Annotated in this window: 27 protein-coding genes and 1 pseudogene; 17 read left to right on the top strand and 11 right to left on the bottom strand. The window is 70.4% G+C overall.

Annotated features, from left to right (window positions below; translation table 11 throughout):
• Positions 1–76: 76 nt before the first annotated feature.
• Positions 77–901 (bottom strand): ABC transporter ATP-binding protein, encoded by an 825-nt coding sequence (locus KGA66_RS17440; RefSeq protein ID WP_211469204.1) that lies wholly within the window; start codon positions 899–901, stop codon positions 77–79.
• A 176-nt stretch (positions 902–1,077) separates the two neighbouring features.
• On the opposite strand from KGA66_RS17440, the gene KGA66_RS17435 reads away from it, so the two are divergent.
• Positions 1,078–1,533 carry a hypothetical protein gene (locus tag KGA66_RS17435; protein ID WP_211469203.1) on the top strand — a complete coding sequence of 152 codons (456 nt, stop codon included), beginning with the start codon at positions 1,078–1,080 and terminating at the stop codon, positions 1,531–1,533.
• Between the two features lie 171 nt (positions 1,534–1,704).
• Here KGA66_RS17435 and KGA66_RS17430 read toward each other — a convergent pair whose 3' ends face one another.
• Both KGA66_RS17430 and KGA66_RS17425 read right to left on the bottom strand, forming a co-directional pair.
• Complete coding sequence (locus KGA66_RS17430; RefSeq protein WP_211469202.1) at positions 1,705–2,196, bottom strand: hypothetical protein; 492 nt, start codon at positions 2,194–2,196, stop codon at positions 1,705–1,707.
• A 189-nt stretch (positions 2,197–2,385) separates the two neighbouring features.
• Positions 2,386–2,703: a P-loop nucleotide/nucleoside kinase family protein gene (locus KGA66_RS17425; RefSeq protein WP_211469201.1), complete on the bottom strand. Its 318-nt coding sequence runs from the start codon at positions 2,701–2,703 to the stop codon at positions 2,386–2,388.
• Between the two features lie 43 nt (positions 2,704–2,746).
• Here KGA66_RS17425 and KGA66_RS17420 point away from each other — a divergent pair, with 43 nt between their 5' ends.
• From KGA66_RS17420 to KGA66_RS17410, 3 genes are all read left to right on the top strand, one after another.
• The gene (locus KGA66_RS17420; protein WP_211469200.1) at positions 2,747–3,193 is read left to right on the top strand and encodes a helix-turn-helix domain-containing protein; all 447 of its coding nucleotides are present in this window, start codon (positions 2,747–2,749) and stop codon (positions 3,191–3,193) included.
• Between the two features lie 197 nt (positions 3,194–3,390).
• Positions 3,391–3,612, top strand: coding sequence for a type II toxin-antitoxin system VapB family antitoxin (vapB, locus tag KGA66_RS17415; protein ID WP_211469199.1), 222 nt, complete (start codon positions 3,391–3,393; stop codon positions 3,610–3,612).
• Positions 3,603–4,019 carry a PIN domain nuclease gene (locus KGA66_RS17410; RefSeq protein WP_211469198.1) on the top strand — a complete coding sequence of 139 codons (417 nt, stop codon included), beginning with the start codon at positions 3,603–3,605 and terminating at the stop codon, positions 4,017–4,019. The genes vapB and KGA66_RS17410 overlap by 10 nt, the downstream gene beginning before the upstream one ends.
• 270 nt (positions 4,020–4,289) lie before the next feature.
• On the opposite strand, the gene KGA66_RS17405 is transcribed toward KGA66_RS17410, so the two are convergent.
• The 8 genes from KGA66_RS17405 to KGA66_RS17370 all read right to left on the bottom strand — a co-directional run bounded on the left by KGA66_RS17405 (position 4,290) and on the right by KGA66_RS17370 (position 12,199).
• Complete coding sequence (locus KGA66_RS17405) at positions 4,290–4,682, bottom strand: hypothetical protein (RefSeq protein WP_211469197.1); 393 nt, start codon at positions 4,680–4,682, stop codon at positions 4,290–4,292.
• Between the two features lie 313 nt (positions 4,683–4,995).
• Entirely contained in the window at positions 4,996–5,472 is a 477-nt protein-coding gene (locus KGA66_RS17400; protein WP_211469196.1) for a PaaI family thioesterase, read from the bottom strand.
• Complete coding sequence (locus tag KGA66_RS17395) at positions 5,469–5,990, bottom strand: PaaI family thioesterase (protein ID WP_211469195.1); 522 nt, start codon at positions 5,988–5,990, stop codon at positions 5,469–5,471. The genes KGA66_RS17400 and KGA66_RS17395 overlap by 4 nt, the downstream gene beginning before the upstream one ends.
• A 35-nt stretch (positions 5,991–6,025) precedes the next feature.
• Positions 6,026–7,267, bottom strand: a complete 1,242-nt coding sequence (locus KGA66_RS31685; protein WP_211469194.1) for a beta-ketoacyl-[acyl-carrier-protein] synthase family protein — start codon at positions 7,265–7,267, stop codon at positions 6,026–6,028.
• Between the two features lie 9 nt (positions 7,268–7,276).
• The gene (locus KGA66_RS17385; RefSeq protein ID WP_211469193.1) at positions 7,277–7,558 is read right to left on the bottom strand and encodes an acyl carrier protein; all 282 of its coding nucleotides are present in this window, start codon (positions 7,556–7,558) and stop codon (positions 7,277–7,279) included.
• Between the two features lie 56 nt (positions 7,559–7,614).
• Positions 7,615–9,342 carry an AMP-binding protein gene (locus tag KGA66_RS17380; RefSeq protein ID WP_211469192.1) on the bottom strand — a complete coding sequence of 576 codons (1,728 nt, stop codon included), beginning with the start codon at positions 9,340–9,342 and terminating at the stop codon, positions 7,615–7,617.
• The gene (locus KGA66_RS17375; RefSeq protein WP_211469191.1) at positions 9,339–10,898 is read right to left on the bottom strand and encodes a B12-binding domain-containing radical SAM protein; all 1,560 of its coding nucleotides are present in this window, start codon (positions 10,896–10,898) and stop codon (positions 9,339–9,341) included. The genes KGA66_RS17380 and KGA66_RS17375 overlap by 4 nt, the downstream gene beginning before the upstream one ends.
• Positions 10,899–10,918: 20 nt before the next feature.
• Positions 10,919–12,199, bottom strand: a complete 1,281-nt coding sequence (locus tag KGA66_RS17370) for a B12-binding domain-containing radical SAM protein (protein ID WP_211469190.1) — start codon at positions 12,197–12,199, stop codon at positions 10,919–10,921.
• Positions 12,200–12,609: 410 nt separating this feature from the next.
• On the opposite strand from KGA66_RS17370, the gene KGA66_RS17365 reads away from it, so the two are divergent.
• The 13 genes and pseudogenes from KGA66_RS17365 to KGA66_RS31680 all read left to right on the top strand — a co-directional run.
• Positions 12,610–13,467 carry an isocitrate lyase/phosphoenolpyruvate mutase family protein gene (locus KGA66_RS17365; RefSeq protein WP_438822051.1) on the top strand — a complete coding sequence of 286 codons (858 nt, stop codon included), beginning with the start codon at positions 12,610–12,612 and terminating at the stop codon, positions 13,465–13,467.
• 55 nt (positions 13,468–13,522) lie between these two features.
• Positions 13,523–14,176: a hypothetical protein gene (locus KGA66_RS17360; protein WP_211469188.1), complete on the top strand. Its 654-nt coding sequence runs from the start codon at positions 13,523–13,525 to the stop codon at positions 14,174–14,176.
• The gene (locus tag KGA66_RS17355) at positions 14,173–14,985 is read left to right on the top strand and encodes a hypothetical protein (RefSeq protein WP_211469187.1); all 813 of its coding nucleotides are present in this window, start codon (positions 14,173–14,175) and stop codon (positions 14,983–14,985) included. The genes KGA66_RS17360 and KGA66_RS17355 overlap by 4 nt, the downstream gene beginning before the upstream one ends.
• Positions 14,982–15,344 (top strand): hypothetical protein, encoded by a 363-nt coding sequence (locus KGA66_RS17350; protein ID WP_211469186.1) that lies wholly within the window; start codon positions 14,982–14,984, stop codon positions 15,342–15,344. Before KGA66_RS17355 ends, KGA66_RS17350 begins: the two co-directional genes overlap by 4 nt.
• 1 nt (position 15,345) lies before the next feature.
• Positions 15,346–16,113: a hypothetical protein gene (locus KGA66_RS17345; RefSeq protein ID WP_211469185.1), complete on the top strand. Its 768-nt coding sequence runs from the start codon at positions 15,346–15,348 to the stop codon at positions 16,111–16,113.
• Positions 16,110–16,694, top strand: a complete 585-nt coding sequence (locus KGA66_RS17340; protein ID WP_211469184.1) for an adenylyltransferase/cytidyltransferase family protein — start codon at positions 16,110–16,112, stop codon at positions 16,692–16,694. The genes KGA66_RS17345 and KGA66_RS17340 overlap by 4 nt, the downstream gene beginning before the upstream one ends.
• Entirely contained in the window at positions 16,691–17,635 is a 945-nt protein-coding gene (locus KGA66_RS17335; protein ID WP_211469183.1) for an NAD(P)-dependent oxidoreductase, read from the top strand. Before KGA66_RS17340 ends, KGA66_RS17335 begins: the two co-directional genes overlap by 4 nt.
• Before the next feature lie 6 nt (positions 17,636–17,641).
• On the top strand, positions 17,642–18,451 hold the full coding sequence (locus KGA66_RS17330; RefSeq protein ID WP_211469182.1) for a thioesterase domain-containing protein: 810 nt from the start codon (positions 17,642–17,644) through the stop codon (positions 18,449–18,451).
• On the top strand, positions 18,448–19,791 hold the full coding sequence (locus tag KGA66_RS17325; protein ID WP_211469181.1) for an MFS transporter: 1,344 nt from the start codon (positions 18,448–18,450) through the stop codon (positions 19,789–19,791). The genes KGA66_RS17330 and KGA66_RS17325 overlap by 4 nt, the downstream gene beginning before the upstream one ends.
• Before the next feature lies 1 nt (position 19,792).
• A complete protein-coding gene (locus tag KGA66_RS17320; protein ID WP_211469180.1) occupies positions 19,793–21,826 on the top strand; it encodes an amino acid adenylation domain-containing protein in 2,034 nt (677 codons plus the stop codon).
• A complete protein-coding gene (locus tag KGA66_RS17315; protein WP_211469179.1) occupies positions 21,823–22,191 on the top strand; it encodes a hypothetical protein in 369 nt (122 codons plus the stop codon). The genes KGA66_RS17320 and KGA66_RS17315 overlap by 4 nt, the downstream gene beginning before the upstream one ends.
• Positions 22,188–23,225, top strand: a complete 1,038-nt coding sequence (locus tag KGA66_RS17310; RefSeq protein WP_211469178.1) for a S66 peptidase family protein — start codon at positions 22,188–22,190, stop codon at positions 23,223–23,225. The genes KGA66_RS17315 and KGA66_RS17310 overlap by 4 nt, the downstream gene beginning before the upstream one ends.
• A pseudogene (locus KGA66_RS31680) lies at positions 23,152–23,418 on the top strand (hypothetical protein); the annotation flags it as partial. The gene KGA66_RS17310 and the pseudogene KGA66_RS31680, both read left to right, overlap by 74 nt.

Below are 23,418 nucleotides of genomic sequence, written 5' to 3'. Positions count from 1 at the left end.
TCAGCTGTGTATAAGAGACAGCCCTCGCCGCCCTCGCCGGCCGCGGGGGCCGCCGCGGCGCTCCCGGAAGGCAGGCTCATCGGCCGGCCCCTCCCGCCTTCGCGATGTCGGCGGAGCGCCACGCGCCGCGCAGCCGGTCCCGGATCAGATCCTCATAGGCGTGGAACTCGCGCTTCTCGAACAGCCGCTCGCCGCGCGGGCGCGGTAGGTCGATCTCGACGACGTCCACCACCCGGCCGGGCCGCGCAGACATCACCACGACCGCGTCGGAGAGCCGGACCGCCTCGGAGACCGAGTGCGTCACGAACAGCACCGTGGTCGCGAGCTCGTTCCACAGGCCGAGCAGCTGGTCCTGCAGGCTCTCCCGGGTGAACTCGTCGAGCGAGGAGAACGGCTCGTCCATCAGCAGCACCTCCGGTCGCAGGCCGAAGGCGCGCACGATCGCGGCACGCTGCTGCATCCCGCCGGACAGCTGCGCGGGCAGCTTGTCCATCGCGTCGCCCAGGCCCGCCTTGCGCAGCAGCTCCCTCATGTCCGGATGCGGGGCGCGGCGCTTCGAGGCCTTGCGGTTGATTCGCTGCGGCAGCGTCACGTTCTTGAGCACTGAGAGCCAGGGCAGCAGCGCGGGGGTCTGCGGCACGAAGCCGATCAGCTTGGCCGCGCAGGCGTCGGCCGGGGTCGCGCCGTGCACCAGCACGCGGCCGGCGTCGGGCGTCTCGAGCCCGGCGACCAGGCGCAGCACGGTGGACTTGCCGCAGCCGCTCGGGCCGATCAGGCTCACGAACCGGCCGGGCGCGACGGTGAAGTCCACGGCGCCGAGCGCCACCGTGGTGGACGCTCCGTACCCGTAGACCCGGCGCGCCGCCGACACCTCGATCGCCGCCGGCGTTGCCTGCTCCATGCACACCCCTCCGCCGGGCGCCGCGCAGGAACCCGGTCACGGCTGCGGACGTATTCCCCAGGACCCCGTCGAGCCTCCCGGCTCCGCCCAGTGCAATTTAGAACACTTAGTGTGTGCCAGTAGCCGCGGGTGACGCAAGCCACTGCGAAGCGAGTCCAGAGTAACACAGGGCTCGAATGTCTCGGAAGGCGCATCACTACTATGAGTACGAATTCGCCGGAGATCGGCGGCGGCCGCGGCTGCCACACCGAGATCGACGGCGTACTGATCCGCGTCCTGCGTCCTGCGTACGACGCGCGTATACGAACAGCTACGAAGAGCTGCGCGCCCTTTTCCCGCCGATCGGCTGGCAGACCGACGCAGTCGTCGAGCAGATCCACCGGTGGCATCCGCCGGTCGCGGTCCGTCTGAGCATTCGCCCCGCGAACCTCGAATCGTTCGAGTGGGTCTGCGACTTCTGCGGCGAACCGACCACACTGAGCCCGGGCGGAGACGCCCTGGTTCTGGATGTGCGCAGCAACGACGGCCCGGGAAGCCACACCGTCATCTCCCACCGGCGCTGCCTGGCCGAGCGAATCCGCCCCGAAAGCACCGGAGAACGAGTAAGAGCCCTCAAGATCGAGCATATGTGACGGGCAGCCCGCGGTAACGGGTACTTGGTCGGGTTGGGCCGTGGAGTTCGGGAGCGGTCAGCGGTCAGCGGTCAGCTCTGAACCCCGTTCCCAACCTCGGCGTGCACCGCGCTGACTGCTTGATCGTTCCAGGCGGCGTGGTCGGATGAGGGTTTCGGCGAGGTCCCCGTCCTACTCGCCGGTGCCGACGGTGGCAAGCTGCCCGGTCGCGGTGTGTGCTCCGAAGTACCAGCGCCGGCCGCTCGGGGCCTCGGGGTAGGTGCCCGACACAATCGCGATGAGCGCCTCGGCGAACTCCACAGCCGCGTTGGTTGAGATGGGGGCGGTTCCCCGCCAATGGACGGGCAGTTCATCCATGATGATCCAGGCCGCAGCCTCTTGCGGGGTGAGCGTGCCGCGCGTGATCAGGCGGTCTCGGGCGCGTGCGACCAGTTCCGCGAACGCGTCCTCGTGCCCGTCTGCCCACTCATCGATGGGAATGTATAGGTCGTTCACGCATGCGTGTACCTGCAGTTCGGGGACGAGGTCTGCCATCCAGCCAGGCCGCTGCGCAGCGGGGATGGCCTCGATTGCTGCGATCATCTCGGCGAAGAGCAGCCCCTGACATACGTCGTGGACCCAGAACTCAAAGCCGTGAAAGCCACCCGGCGTCGTCTTGCTCACTCGAAGATTCTTGCATCCACACGCGGCGGCGAGGTTGAGCAGTCGGCAGCCCGGCGGTGGCGTCCAGGTCCGGGGCGGCGGGCGCGGATGTTCGCGACACCCGTCGCCCGGACATAACGCGTCAGTTGAACTGCGATGAATACGCCAGCGTCTCCGCTTGTCGATGCGAACTCCGCGCGAACAGCCGAGTTAACCGTCGGCGCATGAGGGCCAGTGGTCTGCTGCCCATTCCGGCCAGCCCGGCCGCCCCGCCGGCGGGGCGGGGATCTGACCGCCGTCGAGTTCGGCTGCGTCGGGCACCTGGAATTGCTCCCGCCACGCGTCCATGTCGGCCTCGCTCATCGGGAACGTCTGGTGCGGTGTCGTTCCCTGGCGGTGTGCGATGCGCACGAGCTGGACGTCTCTGTCCACGGGCAGGTAGACCACCTGGCATGCCGCGCCGACCGAGCGGGCCAGCCAGCGCAGTGCCGAGCGTTCGTCGTGGCCCCGCCGAGCACGATCCCGCACAGCACGAATACTCCCGCACGATCAGAACACCCAAGGAACCGTCATGAACCACACCCGCTGGAAGACGGCCCGCGAACGAACCCTGACCGCGGGCCACCACGAGGACCCCGAGACCGCGGCGATGCGCGCCGAGATCCGCCTCGCCTTCGACCTGGGCCAAGCCGTCCACGACCGGCGCCGCGCCCTGGGGATCTCCCAGAGCGAACTCGCCCACCGCGCGAACATGACCCAACCACAAATCTCCAAGCTCGAACTCGGCGGCACCGTCCCCACCCTGCCACTGCTCGCACGCCTGGCCAGAGCCCTGGACGCATCACTGGACATCGCCATCGACAACGGCACATCAGCACCGAATTCCGGCCACACGCCGCCTGACTCGCCGCCGGGTCTGTGCCTTTCCGGTGGGCTCTGCTCCGGTCCGAAGGCGCGACCGCCTCGGCGGCATCCTGCACGAGTACGAGCGCACAGCCTGACCGACGCGGACGAATAGGGGGCACCCACCACCCACGACCACCGACACAGCCACCCATGACCGGCGCACCGGCCATCCACGCACGACGCGACAACCAGCGACCCAGCCCACCAGCCCTGCCGGTCAATCGTTCCCGATCCTGCGGATAGCCCGAGCGCGCGTAGCGGTGGCGCGCAGAATGATCGTGCTATCGTGGGATATCAGGAGGTGGGCCGATGACTGACATGCTCATCCGCGACGTACCCGATACGGTGATCGCCGCTCTCGACACCCATGCCGCCCGGCTGGGTCTCTCGCGCAGCGAGTACGTGCGCCGCCGGCTGACCCAGGACGCCACCGCGAACGACACCCCGGTCACCGTCGCCGACCTGGCCCGGTTCGCCGAACAGTTCGCCGATCTGGACGAGCCCGACATCATGGGCCCAGCATGGCAGTGACCGCCGCCTGGCTGATCGACAAGTCCGCGCTCGTACGACTCGCCCACAGCCCCGACGCCGCGACCTGGGCCACGCGCATCGAGCGTGGCCTGGTACGCATCACCACCGTCACCCGCCTCGAAGTCGGCTACTCCGCCCGCAGCGGAACCGACCTACGCGCCGGACTGCGCCGCCCGCCCCTGGTCGCGATGCCCGTCGAGTACCAGACCCCCGCCATCGAAGAACGCGCCGTCGACGTGCTCGCTCTCCTGGCCGACCGCGGCCACCACCGCGCACCCTCCATCCCCGACCTGATCATCGCCGCCACCGCGGAACTGGCCGGGCTCGCCGTCCTGCACCACGACAAGGACTTCGACCTGATCGCCGAAATCACCGGCCAACCCCTCGAACGCCTCACCCTGCCCTGAAGCGTTTGAACCGGTCCCACTCACGGCGCATTCTGTAGGGCTCGTATAGAGGATCTGCGTAGGTTGGGCAGAACGCCCCGCGCGCCCGCTGCTGGTCGGCCATGATCGAGGCATGATTCTCTCGGTTGTCTACCGGACCACGGTTCCCTCGGCCAGTCCCGCGCGCAGCAGGCCCGCCAGCGCGATCGCCCGTGCATCCGGGCTGCGCGCGCCGGCCAGCCGCTGGCGCGGGGTCTGATGGTCACTCGCTGCGCAGTACTCGTGCGATGGTCAGCCGTGCCGCGGACCATTGGCGACGAGGTACTGAGCGACGGCTGCGCCGATCAGGAGGAAGACGGCGAGCCCAAGGAACGGCCACGGCGAATACTCCTGGACGCAGCCGCTGGAAGTGGCGGTCGCCGTGCACACGGTGCCCGGCCCTGAACGGTTGAGGTAGGCGAGGAAGGCGAGTGCCGGCGCCGGACCGCCGACCACCGCGGGCCAGTAACGTCGGAAGGCGGCCGAACGTCCCAGCAGGACGGCGCCGACCACGCCGAACGCCAGCAGAAGCAACCCGATCGTCAGGATCGCGGCCAAGCCGAACCCGAGGGATGCCCCGTCAAGGAACCAGAGGACAGGTCCCAGGACACTGATCGGCAGCCCGCGTGCACGGGTTTGGTTCACAACAGTATTCGAATCGTCCACGAGGTCCTGCCTTCTCGCGCGTGACCAGTCTGACCGGTAGACAGCGCTTGTTCGACGTATGCCTTGCCTCGAAAATACGGATACGGTGAATCCGGACTCGGATGGGTGATGGACACATGCACCACCCGGAACACGTCGGCGTGCGCCGCCGCCCGGAACAAGATCCGCGAATTCGTTACGGCCGCCTCGTGATCGGTGCTACCGCGCGCGGTGCGGACGGATCGGGTAGCGCCGCGTGGCGGGAAGCCGTCAACTCGCAGCAGGGGCTACTGGTACCGCACAATTCATACGCTCAATTCATCCGCTCAGGCGGGGCCTTCGGAACCTGGGCGTCCACCGCCGCCATCGTCGCCTGCATGAGGGCGATCGGCCGTGTGGCGTCGCCGTCGGCGAGGACTTCCGCGGAGCACACTGCGAGGTTCCGGCCGCCGCGTACGACCGTGGCGGTCGCATGGAAGAGTTTTCCGCGAGCCGGCGCCATGAGGTTGACCTTGAACTCGACGGTCAGGATGTCACGATCGGCGGGCCGCAGCGACATCGCCGCGTAGCCGCAGGCGGAGTCCGCGAGCGTGGTGATGGCGCCCGCGTGCACGAACCCGTTCTGCTGGCAGATGTCCTCGCGGAACGGCAGCTCGAGAACGACGCGGCCGGGCGCCAGGCTCACGACGCTGATGCCCAGCGTGGTCAGCAGCGTTTGGCGTCCGATGCTTTCGCGCAGCCGGGCGTCCTGTTGCGCGCTCAGCGTACCGGCGGTGTCGGCCGCGCTCATGCGTCCGCGCCCGCCCGATCCCGGTCGGCGCCGTCCGCTGCCCCCTCGTCGGCTCTCTGCGTCCCCGCGTCGTCTTCGTAGCCTTCGAGCTCGGCCAGCGGGATCTTCGACACCATATACGTCCCCTGGCCAGCCGCCACGAGCTTTCCGCTGTCGGAGTAGATATCGCTGCGCGCGACGTAGAGCGTCTTTCCGGCGTTCACCACCGTGGCGGTGGCCGAGATCCCCTCCTGCTGCACCGGTCGCATGAGGTTGATGTAATAGTCGACCGTCAGAACGCTGTACGTCTCCTCCATCGAGTTCGCCGCCATGAACCCCGCGGTGTCCCCGACCTCGAAGAGCACCGCCGCGTGCAGGAAGTTCGAGTTCTGCGTCAGATCCGCTGGAAAGGGGATAGCCACGCGGGCGACGCCGGCCTTCTCGATCGTGATGGTCTTGTCCAGGAAGCGGGAGATCCGGCAGGCCATGCAGCAGCGGGTGAGCTTCTCGAAATGCGACGGCGCAGTCGCGGTCCCCATGACGTCCGATCCCTTCGCCGATCCCTTGTTTTGGCCTACTTTGCGCGCGACACTATCAGGCTGGTTTTGATCCCGCCGAAGCCGAAGGCGTTGACCACGCAGCGGTTCACCTCGGTCGGGCGTGGTTCGCGGGCGATGTCGACATCGACGAACGAGGGGTCGGTCTTTTCCAGGTGCAACGTCGCCGGCACGACCTGGTGGCGCAGCGCCATGAGCGCGGCGGCGAGGTTGACGGGGCCGTTCGCGCCGAACGTGTAGCCGGTGTTTCCCTTGATCGAGGTGACGACGGGCCTGCGCCGCGCGTCCGCCGTCACGAGGCGCACCGCCTCCAGTTCGGCGGCGTCGCCCTGGACCATGCCGGAGGCCTGCGCGAACACACAGTCGACGTCGCCCGCGGTCAGGCCCGCGTCGGCGATCGCGCCGTTCATGCACGCCGCGGCTTGGGAGGCCGAGATGCCCGTGATGTCCTCGCGCCCGCTGTTCGCGGCGTAGCCGGCGAGCTCGCCGTAGATCACGGCGCCGCGCCCCTCGGCGTGTGCGCGGTCCTCCAGGACGAACACCGCGGCCGCCTCGCCGACGATCAGGCCGTCCCGGTCGCGGTCGAAGGGCCTCGGCGCACGCTGCGGATCCTCGCTCCGGCTCAAGGCGCCCATGGCCTGCAGGCCCGAATAGGTGATCGGGGTGATCACCGCCTCCGAGCCGCCGGCGATCATCCAGGTCCGCGCGCCGGACCGGATCTCGCGCAGTGCGTGGCCCAGCGCCTGGCAGCCGCTCGCGCATGCGCCGGTGATCGTGACCTGCTCCTGCCCGATTCCGTGACGCAGCGCGATCATGCTGGTCGCCATGCTCGGGATGAGGGAGGGGATCAGAAACGGGCTCGTCTTGTGCACGCCGCGCCGCTCCTGCGTGAGCACCCCGGCCTCGATGTTGGGCAGGCCGCCCATCGAGACGCCGAGGCAGACGCCCCCGCCGTCCGCCGCTGGTTCGAGGCCGCTGTCCTCGATCGCCCGGTCGGCGGCGAACACCGCGTAGCGCACGAACGCGCTCATCCGCCTGATCTCGAAGTGCAGCGGGCCAGGGGCGGCGCTCAGGGCGGCCTCGTCCACCTCCCCGGCAAGCCGGCTCTTGAAGCGGCTCGGGTCGAATCGCGTCACAGGTCCGATCCCCGAGCGCCCGGCAGCCAGGCCCTGCCACAGATCGTCGGCGCTCGCGCCGAGGGGGCAGACGATTCCGATGCCGGTGACGACAACGCCGCGCCGAGCCACGATCGCGTCCACGCCACCGCGCTACTTCCGGATCTCCTGCAACTCCCTTATGTAGTCGACCATGTCCTGCACCTTCTCGAACTTGTCGACGACCCCCTCGTCGAAATCGAGCCCGAAACAGTCCTCCATGTACAGGAGCATCTCGATCATCTTGAGCGAGCTCATCCCCTCGATCGAGGAGGCCAGGTGCGAGTCGGGCGTCAGATAGGACACGTCGGCCTCGACGAACTCGCCGACGTGCCGGACGACCCGCTCGAAGAGCTCCCGGTCCGCCTGGCCCCGCTCCTCCTGCCGGTCTTGCATCGCGCGCACCTCTCGCTCTCGGTCGGTCGTGTTTCTCAGGCCTCGTGGTCGCGTCCTCAGGCGGCCCGGCGGCTCGCCGCGAGCCGCTCCTCGATCAGCCGTCGGCACAGGTGGCGCTGGATCTTGCCGCTGGTCGTGCGCGGCAACTGTGGCCGGCTGACCCAGTGGTAGCTCACGCCGCCGATGCCGAACGCCGCCGCCAGCGCGTCGCTGATCCGGTCGCTGACAGCCCGACGGTCGCGGCCCTCGGCGATGCGGGTGTCGAGCAGGAGATGAAGTTGCTCGGTCTGCACCAGTGGATCGACGATGCCGACCGCGACGACCGCGGAGACCCTCCGGATGCCGGTCATGTTTTCGACGAAGGCCTCAAGTTGGTCGGGGATGTAGTTGCGCCCCGCGATGATGATGATGTCCTTGCGGCGGCCGGTGACGTACAGCTTGCCGCCGGCCTGGTAGCCGAGGTCGCCCGTGCGGAGATAACCGTCCGGACGCGTGAACTCGCCGTCGTCCTGGCCGTCGCCTGCGTCGTTGTCATCGGTTCTGGGCGGCTCACCAGGCGTCGGCAGATAGCCGTCGATCACGCTCGGGCCGCAGACCTCGATTTCGCCGATCACGCGCTCGGGCAGCGGTTCCCCGTTTTCGTCGACGACCCGCAGGTGGTGGCCGGGTAGCACCGCACCCACGCACATCACGCTCGTGGCGGAGGGGTCCGCGGCCGGCCGGGGCTCGGCGCGCCCCCTGGCCGCGAGCGCCCCGGCGTCGACGAGGTCCACCGCGTACCGCCGGGTGGTCTCGGAGATCGCGACAGCGAGTGTCGCCTCGGCGAGTCCGTATACCGGCCTGAGCGTCGTCTCGGGCAGGCCGAAGCGACCGAACGCCGCCTGGAACTCGGCCATCGTGCTTTCCCGTACCGGCTCCGCGCCGCACAGGGCCACACGCCAGGACGAAAGGTCGAGGTCTTCCGGCTGGCGTCGTTTCGCCACGCGCGCGCACATGTGGAATGCCGCGTTCGGCGCAGGCGAGAGCGTGCCTCGGTACCGGCTGATCCAGTGGAGCCAGGTGATCGGGTTCCGCAGGAAGTTGATCGGATCCGAGATGATCATCGGAATGCGGCCGTAGAGCGCGTATGAGATCCCGACGAGCCCCATGTCGTGGAACATGGGCAGCCAGCTCACCAGCGAGTCGCCGGAGTCGCCCTCGATCGCCGCCTCGATCGCGTGGACGTTGGCGACCAGGTTGCAGTGCCTGATCCTGGCCACCTTCGGTGAGCCGGTCGAACCGGACGTCGCCTGCAGGTGGGCGAGCGAAGACGCTCTTGCGCGCGGCGGGCCGGGGTCGGCCGGCGCGCCGTTCAGCGCGCCCGGCGTGACGACCGGGACCGGGAGCAGCGGCGCAAGGGTCGCCTCCCAGTCGCGCGACGTGATGACGCGCGCGGCTTGGCAGTGTTCGACGAGCCCTCGCAGATTCGCGGCGTAGTCGTCGATGCGGGCTTGCGCCGGCTCGGCCGTGATGATCGGAACGACCCCCGCGTACAGGCAGCCGAGATAGGTCGCGAGGAAGTCGCGGGAGGTCGGCATGACGACGACGACGCGGCCGGCTTCGTCAAGCCCGTTCGCCGCGAGTGCGGCCGCGGTCCGACCGGCCATGCGGCACGTGTCCGCATAGCTGAGCTCGAACTCTTCGCCCGAGCGCTCGACCACGCGGAACGCCAGGCCATCCGGGTTGCGCGCGGCGCTGTCGAGCAGCGCGTCGATCACGGTCGCGGATCGATAGTCCGCCGTCATCGGGCGTACCCCGCCACGAACTGCACGTCAGTGCGCTTGGACGACCGCGACAGCCAGCTGCGCAGTTCGCCGAACCGCGCGTCGAAGTCGGCCTTGAGCCGGTCCTCTTTGAGCGTCCCCGAAGCAGTGTAGTAGGGCTTCTCAAGCTCTTCGAGGAAACGGATGTGCCGCTGCATGCCCGCCTTGCCGCATTCGACGCTGCGCGAGTACGCCTTCAGACGCGCCCTGCGCTGGGGACGCCGTTCGACCTCGAAGGCGTGCCGGAAGAAGATCTCGTAGCTGTCGAGGATGCCTTGTTGCAGCTCGCTCGGCCGCATGTGGCGCGGGAAGATGCCGACGAAGGAGTAGTGCTGGTAGGTCGGCACCTCCATGATGATCCGATGGTCTTCGACGTCCTGCCGGGCGCCGTAGAGCAGATCCTGAAACGGGTACTCCGCGAGGCACACGAAAACCGGATGCATGATCCGCGCGTCGGCACACCAGCGCGCGGTGGCCTCGATCGCGGGGCGGTCCTGGACGTCCAGGCCGAAGATGATCGCGGAGTGGATGGCGATGTCGTTCTCGGCGAAACGCAGCAGCCGCGTGGTCTGCTCGGACGCTTCGACCTTCTTGTTGAACGCACGCAGGACGGCTGGGTCCTCCGACTCCACGCCCAGGCAGTACTCTTCGAAACCCGACCGTTTCAGGTCTAGCACCAGGTCCATGTCGTCCGCGTGGTTGATCCGGCTCATCGCGATGAACTTGTAGTCGCGCCCGCGCAACCTCTCGGCGATCTCGCGGCAGTAGTCCTTGCGGGTCGTGAAGTTCAGGTCCGTGACATAGAAGCGGTTACAGCCGGTCTGTGCGTAGATCGCGTCGAGTTCGGCCACCACGTCGTCGGCGGTCTTGGTGCGGAAGCGCCGGCCGAGCAGGCGGATCGCGTAGCAGAACGAGCAGTCGAACGGGCAGCCGCGCGACATCGAGACCGTCGCCCAGTGCAACCGCGGCGCCCGCGCCAGGAGCGCGGGGTTGATCGCGTTGGCGATACCGCCGTAGCGAGTGACCTGATTCAGTGTCAGCTCGCCGCCGCCACCGATGTACGCGAGGTTGTCGACCCCTGTGACGGGCTCGCCGGCCTCCAGTGCCCTGATCAGCTGGACGGCCGGTATCTCACCCTCGGCGGTCACCGCGTAATCCGCGTAACGCAGGGCCTCGTATGGTGCGAACGCGGCGTGCGGCCCGCCCATGATCACGATGCAGTCGTCCCGCTTGGCGCGCCTGATCAGTTCCAGCGTTTCGATGTTCGACCAGAAGTGCGTCGCGAGCGCGGAGATGAGGATGTAGTCGTAGTCGGCGAGCGGGAAGTCCCCGGGCTTCTCGCCCCAGAACATCTGGCACATCTCGACCTGCGCGTCCGGGAACTCGTGCTGCACGAACGACGCGACGTAGTAGATCCCGTCGTTGTAGGTGGTCGCCAGCGTGGACGCGTCCGGGTAGGCGTCGTGGAACCCGAGCTGGATGCACAGGATGCTGAGGTTGCGGCTCTGCGCCCGCATCGCCCGCGCTGGTTCTGGCATCAGGTATGTCATCAGGGCGCTCACGCCCCCGCGCCGCGGTCCGCGAACCGCCTGCGCACCTTTTCCTTCATCTCCTGTTTGATCTTGGCCGCGACGCGGTCCGGATCGTTGACCTTGCGCTGCGCCCAGGCGAGCAGCTCGCGGGCCTCGCTGCGGTCCATGTGCGGGTGCTTCCACACGAGGTTGTAAAGGTCGTGCTTGCTCAGGTCCGGCTCGTCGACGAGGTGTTCCATCTGCCGGTAGAGCCTGGTCCCGTGGAACGGCGTGAGCAGCGTCAGCTGGCAGGCGAACAGTCCCTCAGCGGCGAGTTGCTCGATGTCGAACCGCATATCCTCGACGGTGTCGTCGGCGAAGCCGACCATGAAGGTCCCCAGCGCCCGGCGCCCGTTCGCGATCAGCTCCCGCACAGTCTGCCTGACGTTGTAGACGTCGTCGCGCTTCTTCACGTCGGCGACGTTCTTGTCGCGGTACGACTCGATGCCGATGATCGCGCCGTCCATGTAACGGTCCGTCAGCTCCGGGATCCGCCCCTTGATGAGATCCGCGCGGGTCAGGCAGATCCACGGCAGTTCGCGCTCCGCGAGCGCGTCGACGACCTGTTCGGCGAGGTGGTTGGTGAGGAAGAAACTCTCATCATAAATGATGACGTGCGCGACTTTCGCGTCACGATACTCGTCGAGGGCCGCGTACATGTCCTCCATGTATATGGCTTCTTCTTTAGGATTGAATATCGGCGTGGAGCAGAAGGTGCAGCCGATATTGCAGCCCCGCTTCGAGTAGAGATAACCCACCGGGGAGCCCACCGCGCGGAAACTGCTCTCTCCGAGCATCGCCGGGTGCCGGACCCGGGGCAGCGGTTCGCCGTACACGTACTGGTGCAGAGCGAATTCGCCCGCGCCCTTGACCAGGTTGGTGAAGTACCGGTCGAGCCCAGGCGAGAGGACCCCGTAGTTGCCGCCCCAGATCTCCCGCACGCCGGCCTCGCGCGCGGCCTTGGCCATCTCGATCGCGACCGGCGTTGACCAGGTGTAGAAGCTCAGGCCGACCATGTCCCACTTCTCGGCCTGCAGCGCGGCCCGGTACTGCGACCAGGTCGGATACTCCAGGATCTCGACGTCCGGCACGTTGTGCTTCAGGAAGCGCAGCCCGGTCGCAGGACAGGTGACGGACAGGCGGTCCGGCAGGTCCACCGCGCACGTCCACGCCATGTACGTGTCGGTGCGGTCGTACCAGTTCCCGCCGATCCCGTTCGGCTCGACCAACGCCTCCTTCGGAGCCGTTGCCAGGAGCACCTTTTTCATGTGCGCACCCCTCTGCCCGTCGGGGAAACCCGAAAACACGCATCCCCGATAGTCGAGCACAGATAGCCTCTACCTCGGCACAGTCTAAGTGCGCTCATTCAACTGTCAACCGCGCGCAGCACAGCAAGCTCGCCTTCAATGATCGGCGAGCTACGTGGAGTCGGCGCGGTCCCCGGTCGCGCATGACCTGCCCTTCCGTCCGTCCGGCAGGCGTTCGAAGCGCCCGTTCGCGAGGGCGGAAACTCCCAGCACCTGATATCAATACTTAGTTATCCTACTTCAAAGCACGTATGACAGGATGCAGACAGAGATTGACGAACCCTGCCTCGTAATGGCTTGTGCCAAACATCGCGGCCCGGGCATACTCGGTCGGGGACCCCCGCAAACTTCACGGGAACAGGGGATGGACTGTGGGAAAAGCCAGGGAGCTTCGACGTCTTCTGGAATCCCCCGCCGTGACGACGGTCATGGGCGCCCCCTCGGGCCTGGCCGCGATCCTGGCCCAGCAGTCCGGCTTCGACGCTGTCTGGTCCTCCAGTTTCGAGGTCTCGGCATTCCGCGGACTACCCGACGCCAGCCTGTTGACGATGACCGACTATCTGCGCGCCGCCGTGGAGGCCGACCGGGCCTGCGATCTGCCGGTCATCGCCGACTGCGACACCGGCTTCGGCAACGCCCTGAACGTCGCGCACATGATCGCGGAGTACGAGGCCGCCGGAATCGCGGCGGTCTGCATCGAGGACAAGGTCTTCCCCAAGGTCAACAGCTTCAGTGAGCGTGCGCAGCAGCTCGAGGACATGGCCGAGTTCGCACACCGGATCTCGGTGGCCAAGGCGGCCCAGCGCAATCCGGACCTGTTGGTGATCGCCCGCACCGAGGCGCTGATCGCCGGCGGCGAGGTGGACGACGCGCTGCGCCGGGCCCGCGCGTACGCCGACGCCGGAGCGGACGCGGTGCTGGTGCATTCGAAGGCGAAGACGCCGGACCAGATCCTGGAGTTCCTCGGCCGCTGGCCCGGCACCTGCCCGGTCGTCGTCGTGCCGACCACCTACTACACCTGGACGGTCGAGGAGATGCGGCAGGCCGGGGTCGCCATGACCATCTACGCCAACCAGGGCATGCGGGCGACGGTGAGCGCCGTCCGCCGCATCATGACCCTGATCCACAACGCGGGGTCGAGCGCGACCATCGAGGACGAGGTCGCCTCGGTGGACGAGATCTTCGCGCTGCAGCGCCTGGACGAGTGGCTGGCGCTCTCGCGCCGCTGACCCCGCGCCCAGCGAACGCCGAGAGCACCAGCGGAGAAAGGATGCGACAGCAGCCATGGCCATCGACGTCGAGGAGTTCATCGAAAAGCTCAACCGGGAGAACGAGCAGTACTTCTCCTCACTGCCCGAGACCGACACGGTCTACTGGGCGGAGAAGATGCACGGGGCGGCGGCCGCCGAGGCGCTCAAGCCGCGCTGGTTCAACGAGATCCGCGGCGTGGACATCATCGGGCGCTTCATCGGGCGCGTCCCCGACCTCACGCTCAAGGTGCTGGTCGGGCGGCAGGTGGGGGACGAGGCGAAGCACGCCAAACACTGCCGGCGCCGGATCGAGGCGCTGGGCGGCTCGGTGCTCGACTACCGGCCGAGCCCGGAGCAGTTGCGGTTCGGCGACCTGCTGGACGCGATGGCCTACCCGGAGGAGTTCTTCGCCGCGCAACAGCTGACCGTGGAGACGCAGAGCCTCAAGCGCAACGAGAAGGCGCTCGCCCGCTTCGACCCGGACACGGCCGAGATGTTCGAGAAGCACATCAACCCGGACGAGCGCTTCCACGCCCGGCTCGGCCACCTTGGTCTGCAGGTGTTCGCGCGCACCACCGAGGCGCAGGACCGCGCCCGCCGCGCCGCCGAGGTCATCCGCGAGGCGCACGTGGCCATGGTCCGGGCACACAGCGGCAACATGCTCGCCGCCGGATACATCAACGCATGAACACGACGCTCGGGGTCCTGGGCCAGGGCGCGGTGGGCCGCGCCCTGGCCGGCCGGCTCACCGCGTGCTCCCGCGAGGTGCACGCGGCGGACCGTGCCGGCCGGGAGAAGGTGTACGAGCACGAACCCGAGGTGCTCTTCCTCGCCCTGACCCGGGGCACCGAGTGCCTCGACCAGCTGGACGCCCTGCCCTGGGCCCCCCGCACGATCGTCGACCTAACGACCCAGAGTCCTGACTCGGCGGACGGCTGCGCGCGGGCGGCGGCCGCGCGCGGCATCGCCTACCACGGCGGCGGGCTCACCGGAGGCGGCCGGGAACTGGCCGCGGGCCGCGGCGTGCTGCTGCTGGGCGCTGCGCCCGACCCGCACGGCGAGCTCGCGGCGCTGCTCGGCGACCTGGGCCGGGTGATCGGCTTCCCGCACGCGCGCGAGGCGGCCCGCGCGAAGCTGCTGCACAACTTCGTGCTGCTGACCCAGCAATGGGCCGCCGCGCTGGCGCTGCTGGAGGTCGGCCCGGAGCAGGCCGCGACCCTGGTGGAGGTACTCGCCTCGGGCACGGCCGGGCGACCGGTGCGGCAGTGGTCGATCGTGCGCGACGCGGCCGGCGAGCCCTGCTCGACCTACCTGGCCCGGCTCGCGGCCAAGGACCTCGAGGAGATCGCCGCCGGGCTGCCCGCCCTGTCCGCCGCGGCCGGACCCGCCCTCGAGCTGCTCGCCGCCCGCCTGCGCGCGGCGCCGGAGGCCGCCTTCACCCGAGCGCTCCTCACCCTGACCGACAGGGCTCTCGCCAGCCCGCAGCAGGAGGCATGAAGACCATGCATGACACGCCCCCGCAAGCCTGGACCGAGGCGGAGACGCAGATACGGCGCGGCTACACCGCCCGGCTCGCAAACCTGCTGCGGCATCCGCAGGCGCGCGCCGTGCTCACCGCCGCGGGTCTCGGGCAGCTGTGCGCGCCCGAGACGGCCGATGCCCGGCTGAGCGACCTCGCGGTGGCGCTCTACCGCCTGGAGAACGCCCTGTCCGAGGACCGTGCCGCGCTGCCGCCGCTGTCGCTGATGGAGCCGGACGACGTGGAGCGGCACCCGGGTTTCGACGGGGTCGAAGTCGACGCGCTCGCCGAGGAGGAGCACCTGCTCGAACTGAGGGAGGCGCTGCGTGGAGCCTGATATGACGGGCGGCCAACGCCCCGACTGGTTCTGGGAGCTCGCGATCGCGGTGAACGCCGCGTTCAAGGGGCTGCTCGGGAGCATGGGCGAATCCGGGCACATCTGTGCGTCGACCGAGGCCGTCGAGGGCGAGGTGGACGTCGACGCGGGCTGGGAGGCGGCGCTGGCGCGGCTGTGCGCGCTCACGGGCCTCGCGGTGCACGACGGCGACGTGGTCGTGGTGGCCGACAAGGTGGTCTCGGCCGCGCTCGGCCGGATCGGGCCGCGCGGGGTGCTGGCCGAGCCGGATCCGAAGACCGTCCCGGCGCACCGGCTCCCGGCGCTGGCGGCCGAGTGGAGCGCACGGCTCGGCTTCGAGGTCACCGCACAGCATCTGCTGCTGGCCGACGAGTTCCGCGCCGACCAGGCCACGCTCGGCACCGACGACCCCAACGCGCGCTGCGCGCAGATCGCCGCGGCGCTGCGGCAGGCGCACGGCGTCGCCGTCGACGTGGTGATCTCCGACACCGACACCGGGCTGGACACGCGCACCCCCATCATCGGCACGCTCACGATCGGCGCGACCCCGATCGGGGCGACGGCCGGGGTGAACCTGTACGAGGCGATGCGCTGCGCCACAGCGGCCGAATTCGTCCGCGGCCACCACAGGATGATCCCGGTGGTCGTGTGCCGCCCGGCGCGGCGGCGCGCGGTGCGGCCGGGCATGTCCGAGGAGCGCTACCCGGGCTTCCTGGACGCCGGACGCGAGAAGGGGCTGACGCACGCATGACGCACGACCGGTACCCGCATCTCGTCTGGGAGGGCCGCTTCCAGCCGGTGCACCGCGGTCATCTGGCCTACGTCGGGGAACTGCTGCGGCACGCCGACCAGGTGACCGTGGTGGTCGTGGCGAACGAGACGAGCACGCACAGCGCCGTACCCTCGCCGGTGCCGCAGTTCTCGGCGATCGTGGACGGACATCACGCCGCCGAGCGCAATCCGTGGCCGCTGTGGCTGCGGCAGCGGATGGTGCAAAGCGCCGTGCGCGCCGCCCATCCCGGACGCGCCGCGGACGTCACGGTGCTCGGAGGGCACCGGCTCGACCTCGACTGGCCCTTGTACCGCCAGTTGCTGCCGGCCGACCGCGTGTTCGCGGTACCGGCGCGCGACGACTTCGAGGACGCCAAGGCACGGGCCTGGACCGCGCTGGGCGAACGCGTCGTGCGCCTGGATGTCGGCCATCTGCCCCGAATCTCCGGCACGCAGGTCAGGGAGCTGATGGCGAGCGGCGACGCACTGGACGAGGTGCTGCACCCGGTCACCCTCGCGGCGCTGCGCGAGAGCGGGTGCCTGGCCGGGGCGGTCGCGTGAACGCGGCGCAACGGCCGGTGGTGGGTGTACTGACGAGGCTCGAGGCAGGCGAGCTCGAGCGTCTGCGCACGATCGCGACCGTGGTGCAGGCCGCCTCGGTCGCGGAGATACCCGAGCCGCGGCGGGCGGCGTGCCGCGCTGTCATCCTGCGTTCGGAGACGGACCTGCGCGCCCCGCAGCTGGCGCTGCTGCCCGCGTTGACGGACGTGGTGCGCCCGGGCAGCGGCTGCGACAACATCGCGGTGGATCTGCTCGCCGAGCGCGCGATCCGGTTGCACCGCAGCGCGGCGGTCAGCGCCGAGGCGGTGGCCGAGCTCGCCGTGGCCGGGCTGACGGTGCTGTGCCGGCAGATGGCCCGCGGCTACCGTCTGCTGCTGGAGGGGACCTACGCCAAGCACCGGCTGATGGGCGAGGCGACGGCGCGCCAGCGGGTGACCGTGTGGGGCGCGGGGCCGGTCGGGACGGCCGTGTTCGACCGGCTCACGGCGGCCGGGGCGGTCGCGGCGTACGTGCGCCACCCCTCTGTGCCGGCCGGCGCGCCGACCGTGCCGCAGGACGAGGCGCTGGCCGGCTCCGACGTGCACGTGCTGGCGCTGCCCCTGCGCGAGGGCACCCGTGGGAAGGTAGGCGCCGCGTGGCTCGAGCGTGCGGCGGCGCGACGGCCCTATCTGGTCAACGTCGGCCGGCTCGAGCTCATGGACCTCGACGCGGTCGCCGGCGCGCTGCGCGCGGACGGCCTGCGCGGCTGCTATCTGGATCCGGTGAACCCCGATCAGGCCGGGCGGGTGCGCGCGTTCCTGGACGCGGCCTGGGACGCCAACGTGTTCGTCACGCAGCATCAGGGGGCGCAGCGTTCGGATGTCCGAGCCACGCTCGACGCGTGGGCGGTGGACCGGATCCGCGAATTCGTGGAATCCGAGGCCGCGGCGGGCGGGGGCTGAGTGCGCATGTGGCGACTCGCTTCGGACTGCCTGGTGCCGCTGGAAGTCGGCGGCACCGGCAGGCCCCTGTTCTGCCTGCACGCGGTCGGCGGCACGGTCGCCTACTACGCGCCGGTCGCCCGCCGCCTCGGCCGGCTGCGTGACGTCTACGGCCTGCAGTGCCACGGCCTGCGCGCGGGCGCGCAGGCCGACCCGACGATCGAGGAGATGGCGGCGCGCTACGTCGCCGCGATCACCGAAGTACAGTCACAGGGCCCGTATGAGCTGATCGGCTACTCGATGGGCGGGCTGATCGCGGCGGAGATGGCGCGGATACTGCGCGGCCGCGGGGAGGCGGTGTCGCTGGTCGGGATGCTCGACACGGAGCCGCCGTGTTTCCGGGAGATGACGCTGACGTTCGAGCAGACCCTCGGCCTGCTCTCGCGCGCGGTCGGCCTGCGCTCCGTGTTCGCCGCCGAGCCCGGGCGTACCCGCGGGCAACTGCTGCACGACTTCCGCGAACGGGCGATCGCCGACGGCCGCGTCCCCAAGGCGTTCCGCATCCAGGACCTGCAGCCGCTGGTGGAGATCTACGAGGTCAACGGCGCGGCGATCTCCCGGTACAAGCCGGCACCGGTTCCCGTGGACGTCGACTACCTGTGCACCGGCCGCCCGGACTGCCCGCCGGACGTGCTGGTCGAGGGCTGGCGCGGGTACGTCGAGGGCGAACTGCGCGTCTTCCCCCTCGATGCCGACCATTTCGCGCTGATGCACGAACAGCACGCCGGCGAGGTCTGCGCCGTCATCGAGGGCTGGCTCAACCGCGAGGCGCCGTGAGCACGGACGAGGGGCAGGCCGTGCAGGCGCTGCCGGGCACGCAGGACGGGCGGCGCTCGCGCGGATATCTGGCGCTGCTGCGCAACCGGGCGTTCTTCTGGCTGTGGCTGGGCCAAACCGTCTCAGGCCTCGGTAACGGCGTCTACAGCGTCGGCCTGGCCTGGGTGGTCTACAGCGTCACCGGGTCCTCGGCCGACATGGGCCTGATCATGGCGGCCAACGCCCTGCCGCAGTTGCTGCTGCTGTTCCTCGGCGGCGCGGTCGCCGACCGCTACACCCGGGTGGTCGTGCTGCGTGCCTCCGACCTGGGCGCGGCCGTGGTGACGGGCGCGATGACGCTGGTGACGCTGGCCGGGCAGCCGACCGTGCCGGAACTGGCGGCCTGCGCGCTGCTGCTGGGCGTGACGACGGCGTTCTACAACCCGTCCTACTCGGCGGTCAGCGGCGACATGGTGCGCCGCGCCGACCTGCCCGAGGCCAGTGCGCTGCTGAGCGTCTCGGCGAACACCGCGCGCATCGCCGGCCCGGCGATCGCGGGCGTCGTCTACGGACTGGGCGGGATCCGCGCCTCCTTCGGCTTCGACGCGCTCACCTTCCTCGTGGCCGTGGCCGCCACCACCGCCGTCATGCGGCACCTGAAGGCGACGCGGCCGCAGGCCGGGCAGCTGCGCACGGCGACCGGCTTCGCGAGCAGCGCCTGGGCCGGACTGGCGTATCTGCGTCGCACCGGATGGCTCAAGGTCCTGATCGTCATCGAGATCGTCGGCAACGGCGCGACGGTGCCGGCGTACCTGGTGCTCCTGCCGGAAGTGGTGCGGTCCCTGCACGGCAGTGCCAACGAGCTCGGCGCTCTGAGCGCGGTACAGGTGTGCGCGAGCATCGGCTGCGCCCTGATCCTCGGGCGGGTGCGCGGCCGGTTCGTCGCCGGCAAGCAGCTGTACGTCTTCGGCGCGGCGATGGGCCTCGGGGTGCTCGCCGCCTCCGCCTACCACGAGAACCGCGCCTTCGTGCTGATCGCGGCGCTGCTGGTGGGCTCCGGCTTCGCGATCGAGGTCCCGGAGAACACACTGCTGCAGACACTGGTGCCGCGGGAGATCATCTCGCGCGTCTACAGCATCGCCATCGCCCTGTCCTACGCGTTCCTCCCGATCGGCCTGGCCGGAGCGGGCCTGGCCGCCCGTTCGCTGGGTCCGGGGCCGGTCCTGGCCGGCGGCGCCGTCCTGCTGCTCGGCGCCCTCGTCCTGCTTGCGCTCTCCCGCCCGGGCCGGGCCGTGCTCACGCTGAGCGCCGCGTCCGGAGCCGAGCCCGCACCGGGCGGCGCCTCTGAATCGGAGTCCTGACATGCCTGGCATCCTCGACGAGTGCCCCGAGGGCTACCTCATGCTGGCCGACGACGCGGGAGACCGCTCGCTCTGGCCGGCCGTCCTCGACGTTCCGGCCGGCTGGCGGGCGGTGGCCCGCGGCTCGCGCGAGCACTGCCTGGCCGTGGCGCAACGGGAGCGGCCGATCTCGGTCGAGCTGCTGGCCGCCCAGACACCGGCCCCGAACCCGAGCGAGAGCGCCCGCACCCTCCCCGCGCTATTCGGGCATCAGGCATCGCAGACGCCCGACGCCCCGGCGCTCATCCCGACCGGCCCGGACGAGCACCGAGTGACGTTCGCCGAACTGTCCGCGCTGACGGACCGCGGCGCCGTGGCCCTGCGCGCCCTCGGCGCCGGACCGGGCGGCACGGTGGCGGTGATCCTGCCGCGCTCCCAGGCAACCGCCGTCGCGTTCGTGTCCGTACTCAAGGCGGGCGCGGTGTATCTGCCGATCGACCCGTCGTATCCCGAGGAACGCGTCCGCAACCTGCTGGCCGACGCGCGACCCACGCTGGTCATCGCGGAACCCGGATTCGCCGCCGCGGACGCGGCCGGCCCGCGGGCACGCGCGGTGACCGCGGACGAGGTGTTCACCCAGGCACCCGGCAAAGGCACGCAAGCCGGCCGGGGAACCGCCGCGGCGGCCGCGCGGGACCTGCCCGCCCTGCATCCCGACGCGCCCGCGTACCTGATCTACACCTCGGGCTCGACCGGCAAGCCCAAGGGAGTCGTGGTCACCCACCGCGGCTTCGCCGGTTTGCGCCGCACGCACCTCAAGCAGTTGGGCGCCGCCGGCGACGCGCGCGTCGCGATGATCGCCTCCGTCTCCTTCGACGCCTCCGTCTGGGAGATGTGCATGGCGTTGCTGACCGGCGCCGCGCTCGTCGTCCTCCCGCAGCACGCGGCCGCCGGCGGTGCCCCGCTCGCCGACTTCCTGACCAGGCATCGCGTCACGCATCTGACGATCGGTCCCGCCGTGCTGGCCACGCTCCCGGCCGATTCGCTGCCGACGGTGCGGGTCCTGGTCACGGCCGGGGAGGCGTGCGGCCGTGAACTGGCCGCCGCCTGGATTCCCGGACGCGCCATGGTCAACGCCTACGGCCCGACCGAGACCACGGTGTGCGCGACCCTCAGCGCTCCGCTCGTCGCCGGACAGACGCCGCCGCTCGGCGCGGCCGTCCCGGGCCTGAGCGTGCTCGTGCTCGACGAAGGACTGCGCCCAGCGACACCCGGGGCGGTCGCGGAGCTCTTCGTCGCGGGAGAGGGGCTCGCCGCCGGCTACCTCAACCGGCCCGACCTGACCGCGCAGCGGTTCCTCGCCTGCCCGCAGGGCCCGCCCGCGAGCCGCATGTACCGCACCGGCGACCTGGTGCGGCTGCTCGAGGACGGCCGGCTGGAATTCGCCGGCCGCGCGGACGAGCAGATGAAGATCCACGGCTTCCGGATCGAGCCGGCCGAGATCGTCTCGGCGATGCTCGCCCACCCCGCCGTCGCCCAGGCCGTCGTGCTCGCGCACGAGGACGCCAAGGGCGAACGCCGCCTCGTCGGGTACCTCGTCGCGGCGCAGGACGAGCAGGTTCCGCACCCCGCGGCCCTGCGCGAGTTCCTCGCACGCAGCCTGCCGACGCACCTGGTCCCCTCGCTCTACATGGTCCTGGACCGGATCCCGGTCACCGCGAACGGGAAGGTGGACCGGGCTCGCCTGCCCGCCCCCGTTCTCGGCGCGCACGCGAGCGGCGGCGCGGCGGACGGGTCGAAGGGCCCTGAGAGCGCGCCGGCCGCCCCCGGTGACGGCGCGTGGGAACGCGAGCTGTGCGAGATCTTCGCAGAGGTGCTCGAAGTCCCCGACGTCGGGCCCATGGACGACTTCTTCGACCTCGGCGGCACCTCACTGCACATGATGGCGGCCATCTCCCGGATCACCGAGCGGTTCGGCGTCGAACTCGCGCCCGGCGACATCTTCCGCGCCCCGACGGTCGCCGAGCTCGCCGCCATCCTCAGGGACGCGCGGTGACCCTCCGGCTGGAGACGATGGCCGAGCCCGACGCCCTCCTCGGCTCCGGGGACGCGGCATGGCAGGCCTCGGGGCCCTTCGCGACCCCGGGCCGGCTCGCCGCCGCCGGGCGCGAGGGCGATCCGCGCTGTGCCAGAAAGTCCGCGGTGGCCTTCCAGGGCGCCGCACCGGTCGGCGTGCTCGGACTCTACCGGCCACGCAACGGACGCCCGCCCGACCCCGCCTACGCCCTCGGCGCCCTCGGACACGGCCACCGCCGCATTCGCCTCGGGCTCGCCGCCGGCCCCGCCAAGACACTACGCGGGGCGAAGACCTCGTCCATGTGGGCGTTCCTCAGGGCTCGAGCGGACGGGGAGTGCCGATGATCGCGACGCAGTCCCGACGGCCCCCGCTGCTGCCGCGCGGCGGCCACGTGCGCGTGGTCAGCCCCGCCGCGCCGGCGATCGCCTTCTCGCCGGTACGGGCCGAACGCGCCCGCCGCGCGCTGACCGACGCCGGCTACCGCGTCAGCCTGGGCGAACACGCGGCTCTCACCACCGCCGACGGGCAGTGCGCCGGCACCGCCGAGCAGCGCGCGAGCGACCTGATGGCGGCCTTCGCCGACCCGGAGGTGGACGCGATCATGGCGGCGACCGGCGGCGCGAGCACCCGGGAGCTGCTGCCGCTGCTCGACGCCGGTTTCATCGCCGGCCATCCCAAACCCTTCGTCGGGCACTGCGACACCGCCTGGCTCAACCAGTACCTGCTCAGCGAGGCACGGCTGACCTCCTTCTACGGCGCGACCTTCATGGTGACCTTCGGAGAGGCCGGCGGGCCGTTCCCGGAGTCGCCGGACAACCTCCACCGGGCCCTGGGCCGCGGCGACCGGCTCACCTGCCGCCCGGTGCCGACGCGCACCCGCGTGTTCCACCCGTGGTCGGTGCCGAAACGCGAGGCGCTGCCCCGACCGCGCGAGGTACCCGGCGGCCTGACCTGGCTGCGCCCCGGGCGGGCCCGCGGCCCAGTGCTGTGCATGGAACTGAGCATGCTGACCGGGATCGTCGCCGACTTCGGGCTGGAACTCGACGGGCACGTGCTGGCCTGGGACATCTCCCCGTACTCGGACGTCCCGATGAGCCGGACCCTGCGCGAGGCCGCGCGGGCGGTGGACCTGTCCGGCCTGGCGGGCATGATCGTCGGCCCGGACGTGCGCTACGGACTCGACGAGTGGGCGGGGATGGTGCGCGAGGCGGCGCGATCGGCGGGCCCGCTCGGCGAGGGCCCCCTCGTGGTCAACGCGGACATCGGGCACATGGCGCCGACCTGGGTCGTGCCCTACGGCGCCGATGCCGAACTCGACGCCGCGGCGGGCACGGTGGAATTCCCGCGCGGGAGCGATCCGGCCCGGGAGACGAGATGAGGGATCACCCGTGACACGACTTCTGGCCGGCTGCGCCCTGCCGACCCGGTTCGGCGACTTCGACCTGCACGTGTACGGCGACGGCGACGGGCGCGAGAAGGTACTGGCCGCCATCCACCGCGCCGGGGAGGGCTGCGGCGCCGAGCCACCGCTGGTAGGGGTGCACAGCGTCTGCCTGACCGGTGATGTGCTC

Source organism: Actinocrinis puniceicyclus, from assembly GCF_018283645.1.
GTDB classification, from domain to species: domain Bacteria; phylum Actinomycetota; class Actinomycetes; order Streptomycetales; family Catenulisporaceae; genus Actinocrinis; species Actinocrinis puniceicyclus.
The sequence above is the reverse complement of the archived record's forward strand: the minus strand, read 5'-3'. Positions and strand labels throughout refer to the sequence as shown.

Coding starts and splice junctions, on each gene's coding strand:
- KGA66_RS17440 (WP_211469204.1), bottom strand. CDS start 901: ATGGAGCAGGCAACGCCGGCGGCGATCGAGGTGTCGGCGGCGCGCCGG.
- KGA66_RS17435 (WP_211469203.1), top strand. CDS start 1,078: ATGTCTCGGAAGGCGCATCACTACTATGAGTACGAATTCGCCGGAGAT.
- KGA66_RS17420 (WP_211469200.1), top strand. CDS start 2,747: ATGAACCACACCCGCTGGAAGACGGCCCGCGAACGAACCCTGACCGCG.
- vapB (WP_211469199.1), top strand. CDS start 3,391: ATGACTGACATGCTCATCCGCGACGTACCCGATACGGTGATCGCCGCT.
- KGA66_RS17410 (WP_211469198.1), top strand. CDS start 3,603: ATGGCAGTGACCGCCGCCTGGCTGATCGACAAGTCCGCGCTCGTACGA.
- KGA66_RS17400 (WP_211469196.1), bottom strand. CDS start 5,472: ATGAGCGCGGCCGACACCGCCGGTACGCTGAGCGCGCAACAGGACGCC.
- KGA66_RS17395 (WP_211469195.1), bottom strand. CDS start 5,990: ATGGGGACCGCGACTGCGCCGTCGCATTTCGAGAAGCTCACCCGCTGC.
- KGA66_RS17385 (WP_211469193.1), bottom strand. CDS start 7,558: ATGCAAGACCGGCAGGAGGAGCGGGGCCAGGCGGACCGGGAGCTCTTC.
- KGA66_RS17380 (WP_211469192.1), bottom strand. CDS start 9,342: ATGACGGCGGACTATCGATCCGCGACCGTGATCGACGCGCTGCTCGAC.
- KGA66_RS17375 (WP_211469191.1), bottom strand. CDS start 10,898: ATGCCAGAACCAGCGCGGGCGATGCGGGCGCAGAGCCGCAACCTCAGC.
- KGA66_RS17370 (WP_211469190.1), bottom strand. CDS start 12,199: ATGAAAAAGGTGCTCCTGGCAACGGCTCCGAAGGAGGCGTTGGTCGAG.
- KGA66_RS17360 (WP_211469188.1), top strand. CDS start 13,523: ATGGCCATCGACGTCGAGGAGTTCATCGAAAAGCTCAACCGGGAGAAC.
- KGA66_RS17355 (WP_211469187.1), top strand. CDS start 14,173: ATGAACACGACGCTCGGGGTCCTGGGCCAGGGCGCGGTGGGCCGCGCC.
- KGA66_RS17350 (WP_211469186.1), top strand. CDS start 14,982: ATGAAGACCATGCATGACACGCCCCCGCAAGCCTGGACCGAGGCGGAG.
- KGA66_RS17345 (WP_211469185.1), top strand. CDS start 15,346: ATGACGGGCGGCCAACGCCCCGACTGGTTCTGGGAGCTCGCGATCGCG.
- KGA66_RS17340 (WP_211469184.1), top strand. CDS start 16,110: ATGACGCACGACCGGTACCCGCATCTCGTCTGGGAGGGCCGCTTCCAG.
- KGA66_RS17330 (WP_211469182.1), top strand. CDS start 17,642: ATGTGGCGACTCGCTTCGGACTGCCTGGTGCCGCTGGAAGTCGGCGGC.
- KGA66_RS17320 (WP_211469180.1), top strand. CDS start 19,793: ATGCCTGGCATCCTCGACGAGTGCCCCGAGGGCTACCTCATGCTGGCC.
- KGA66_RS17310 (WP_211469178.1), top strand. CDS start 22,188: ATGATCGCGACGCAGTCCCGACGGCCCCCGCTGCTGCCGCGCGGCGGC.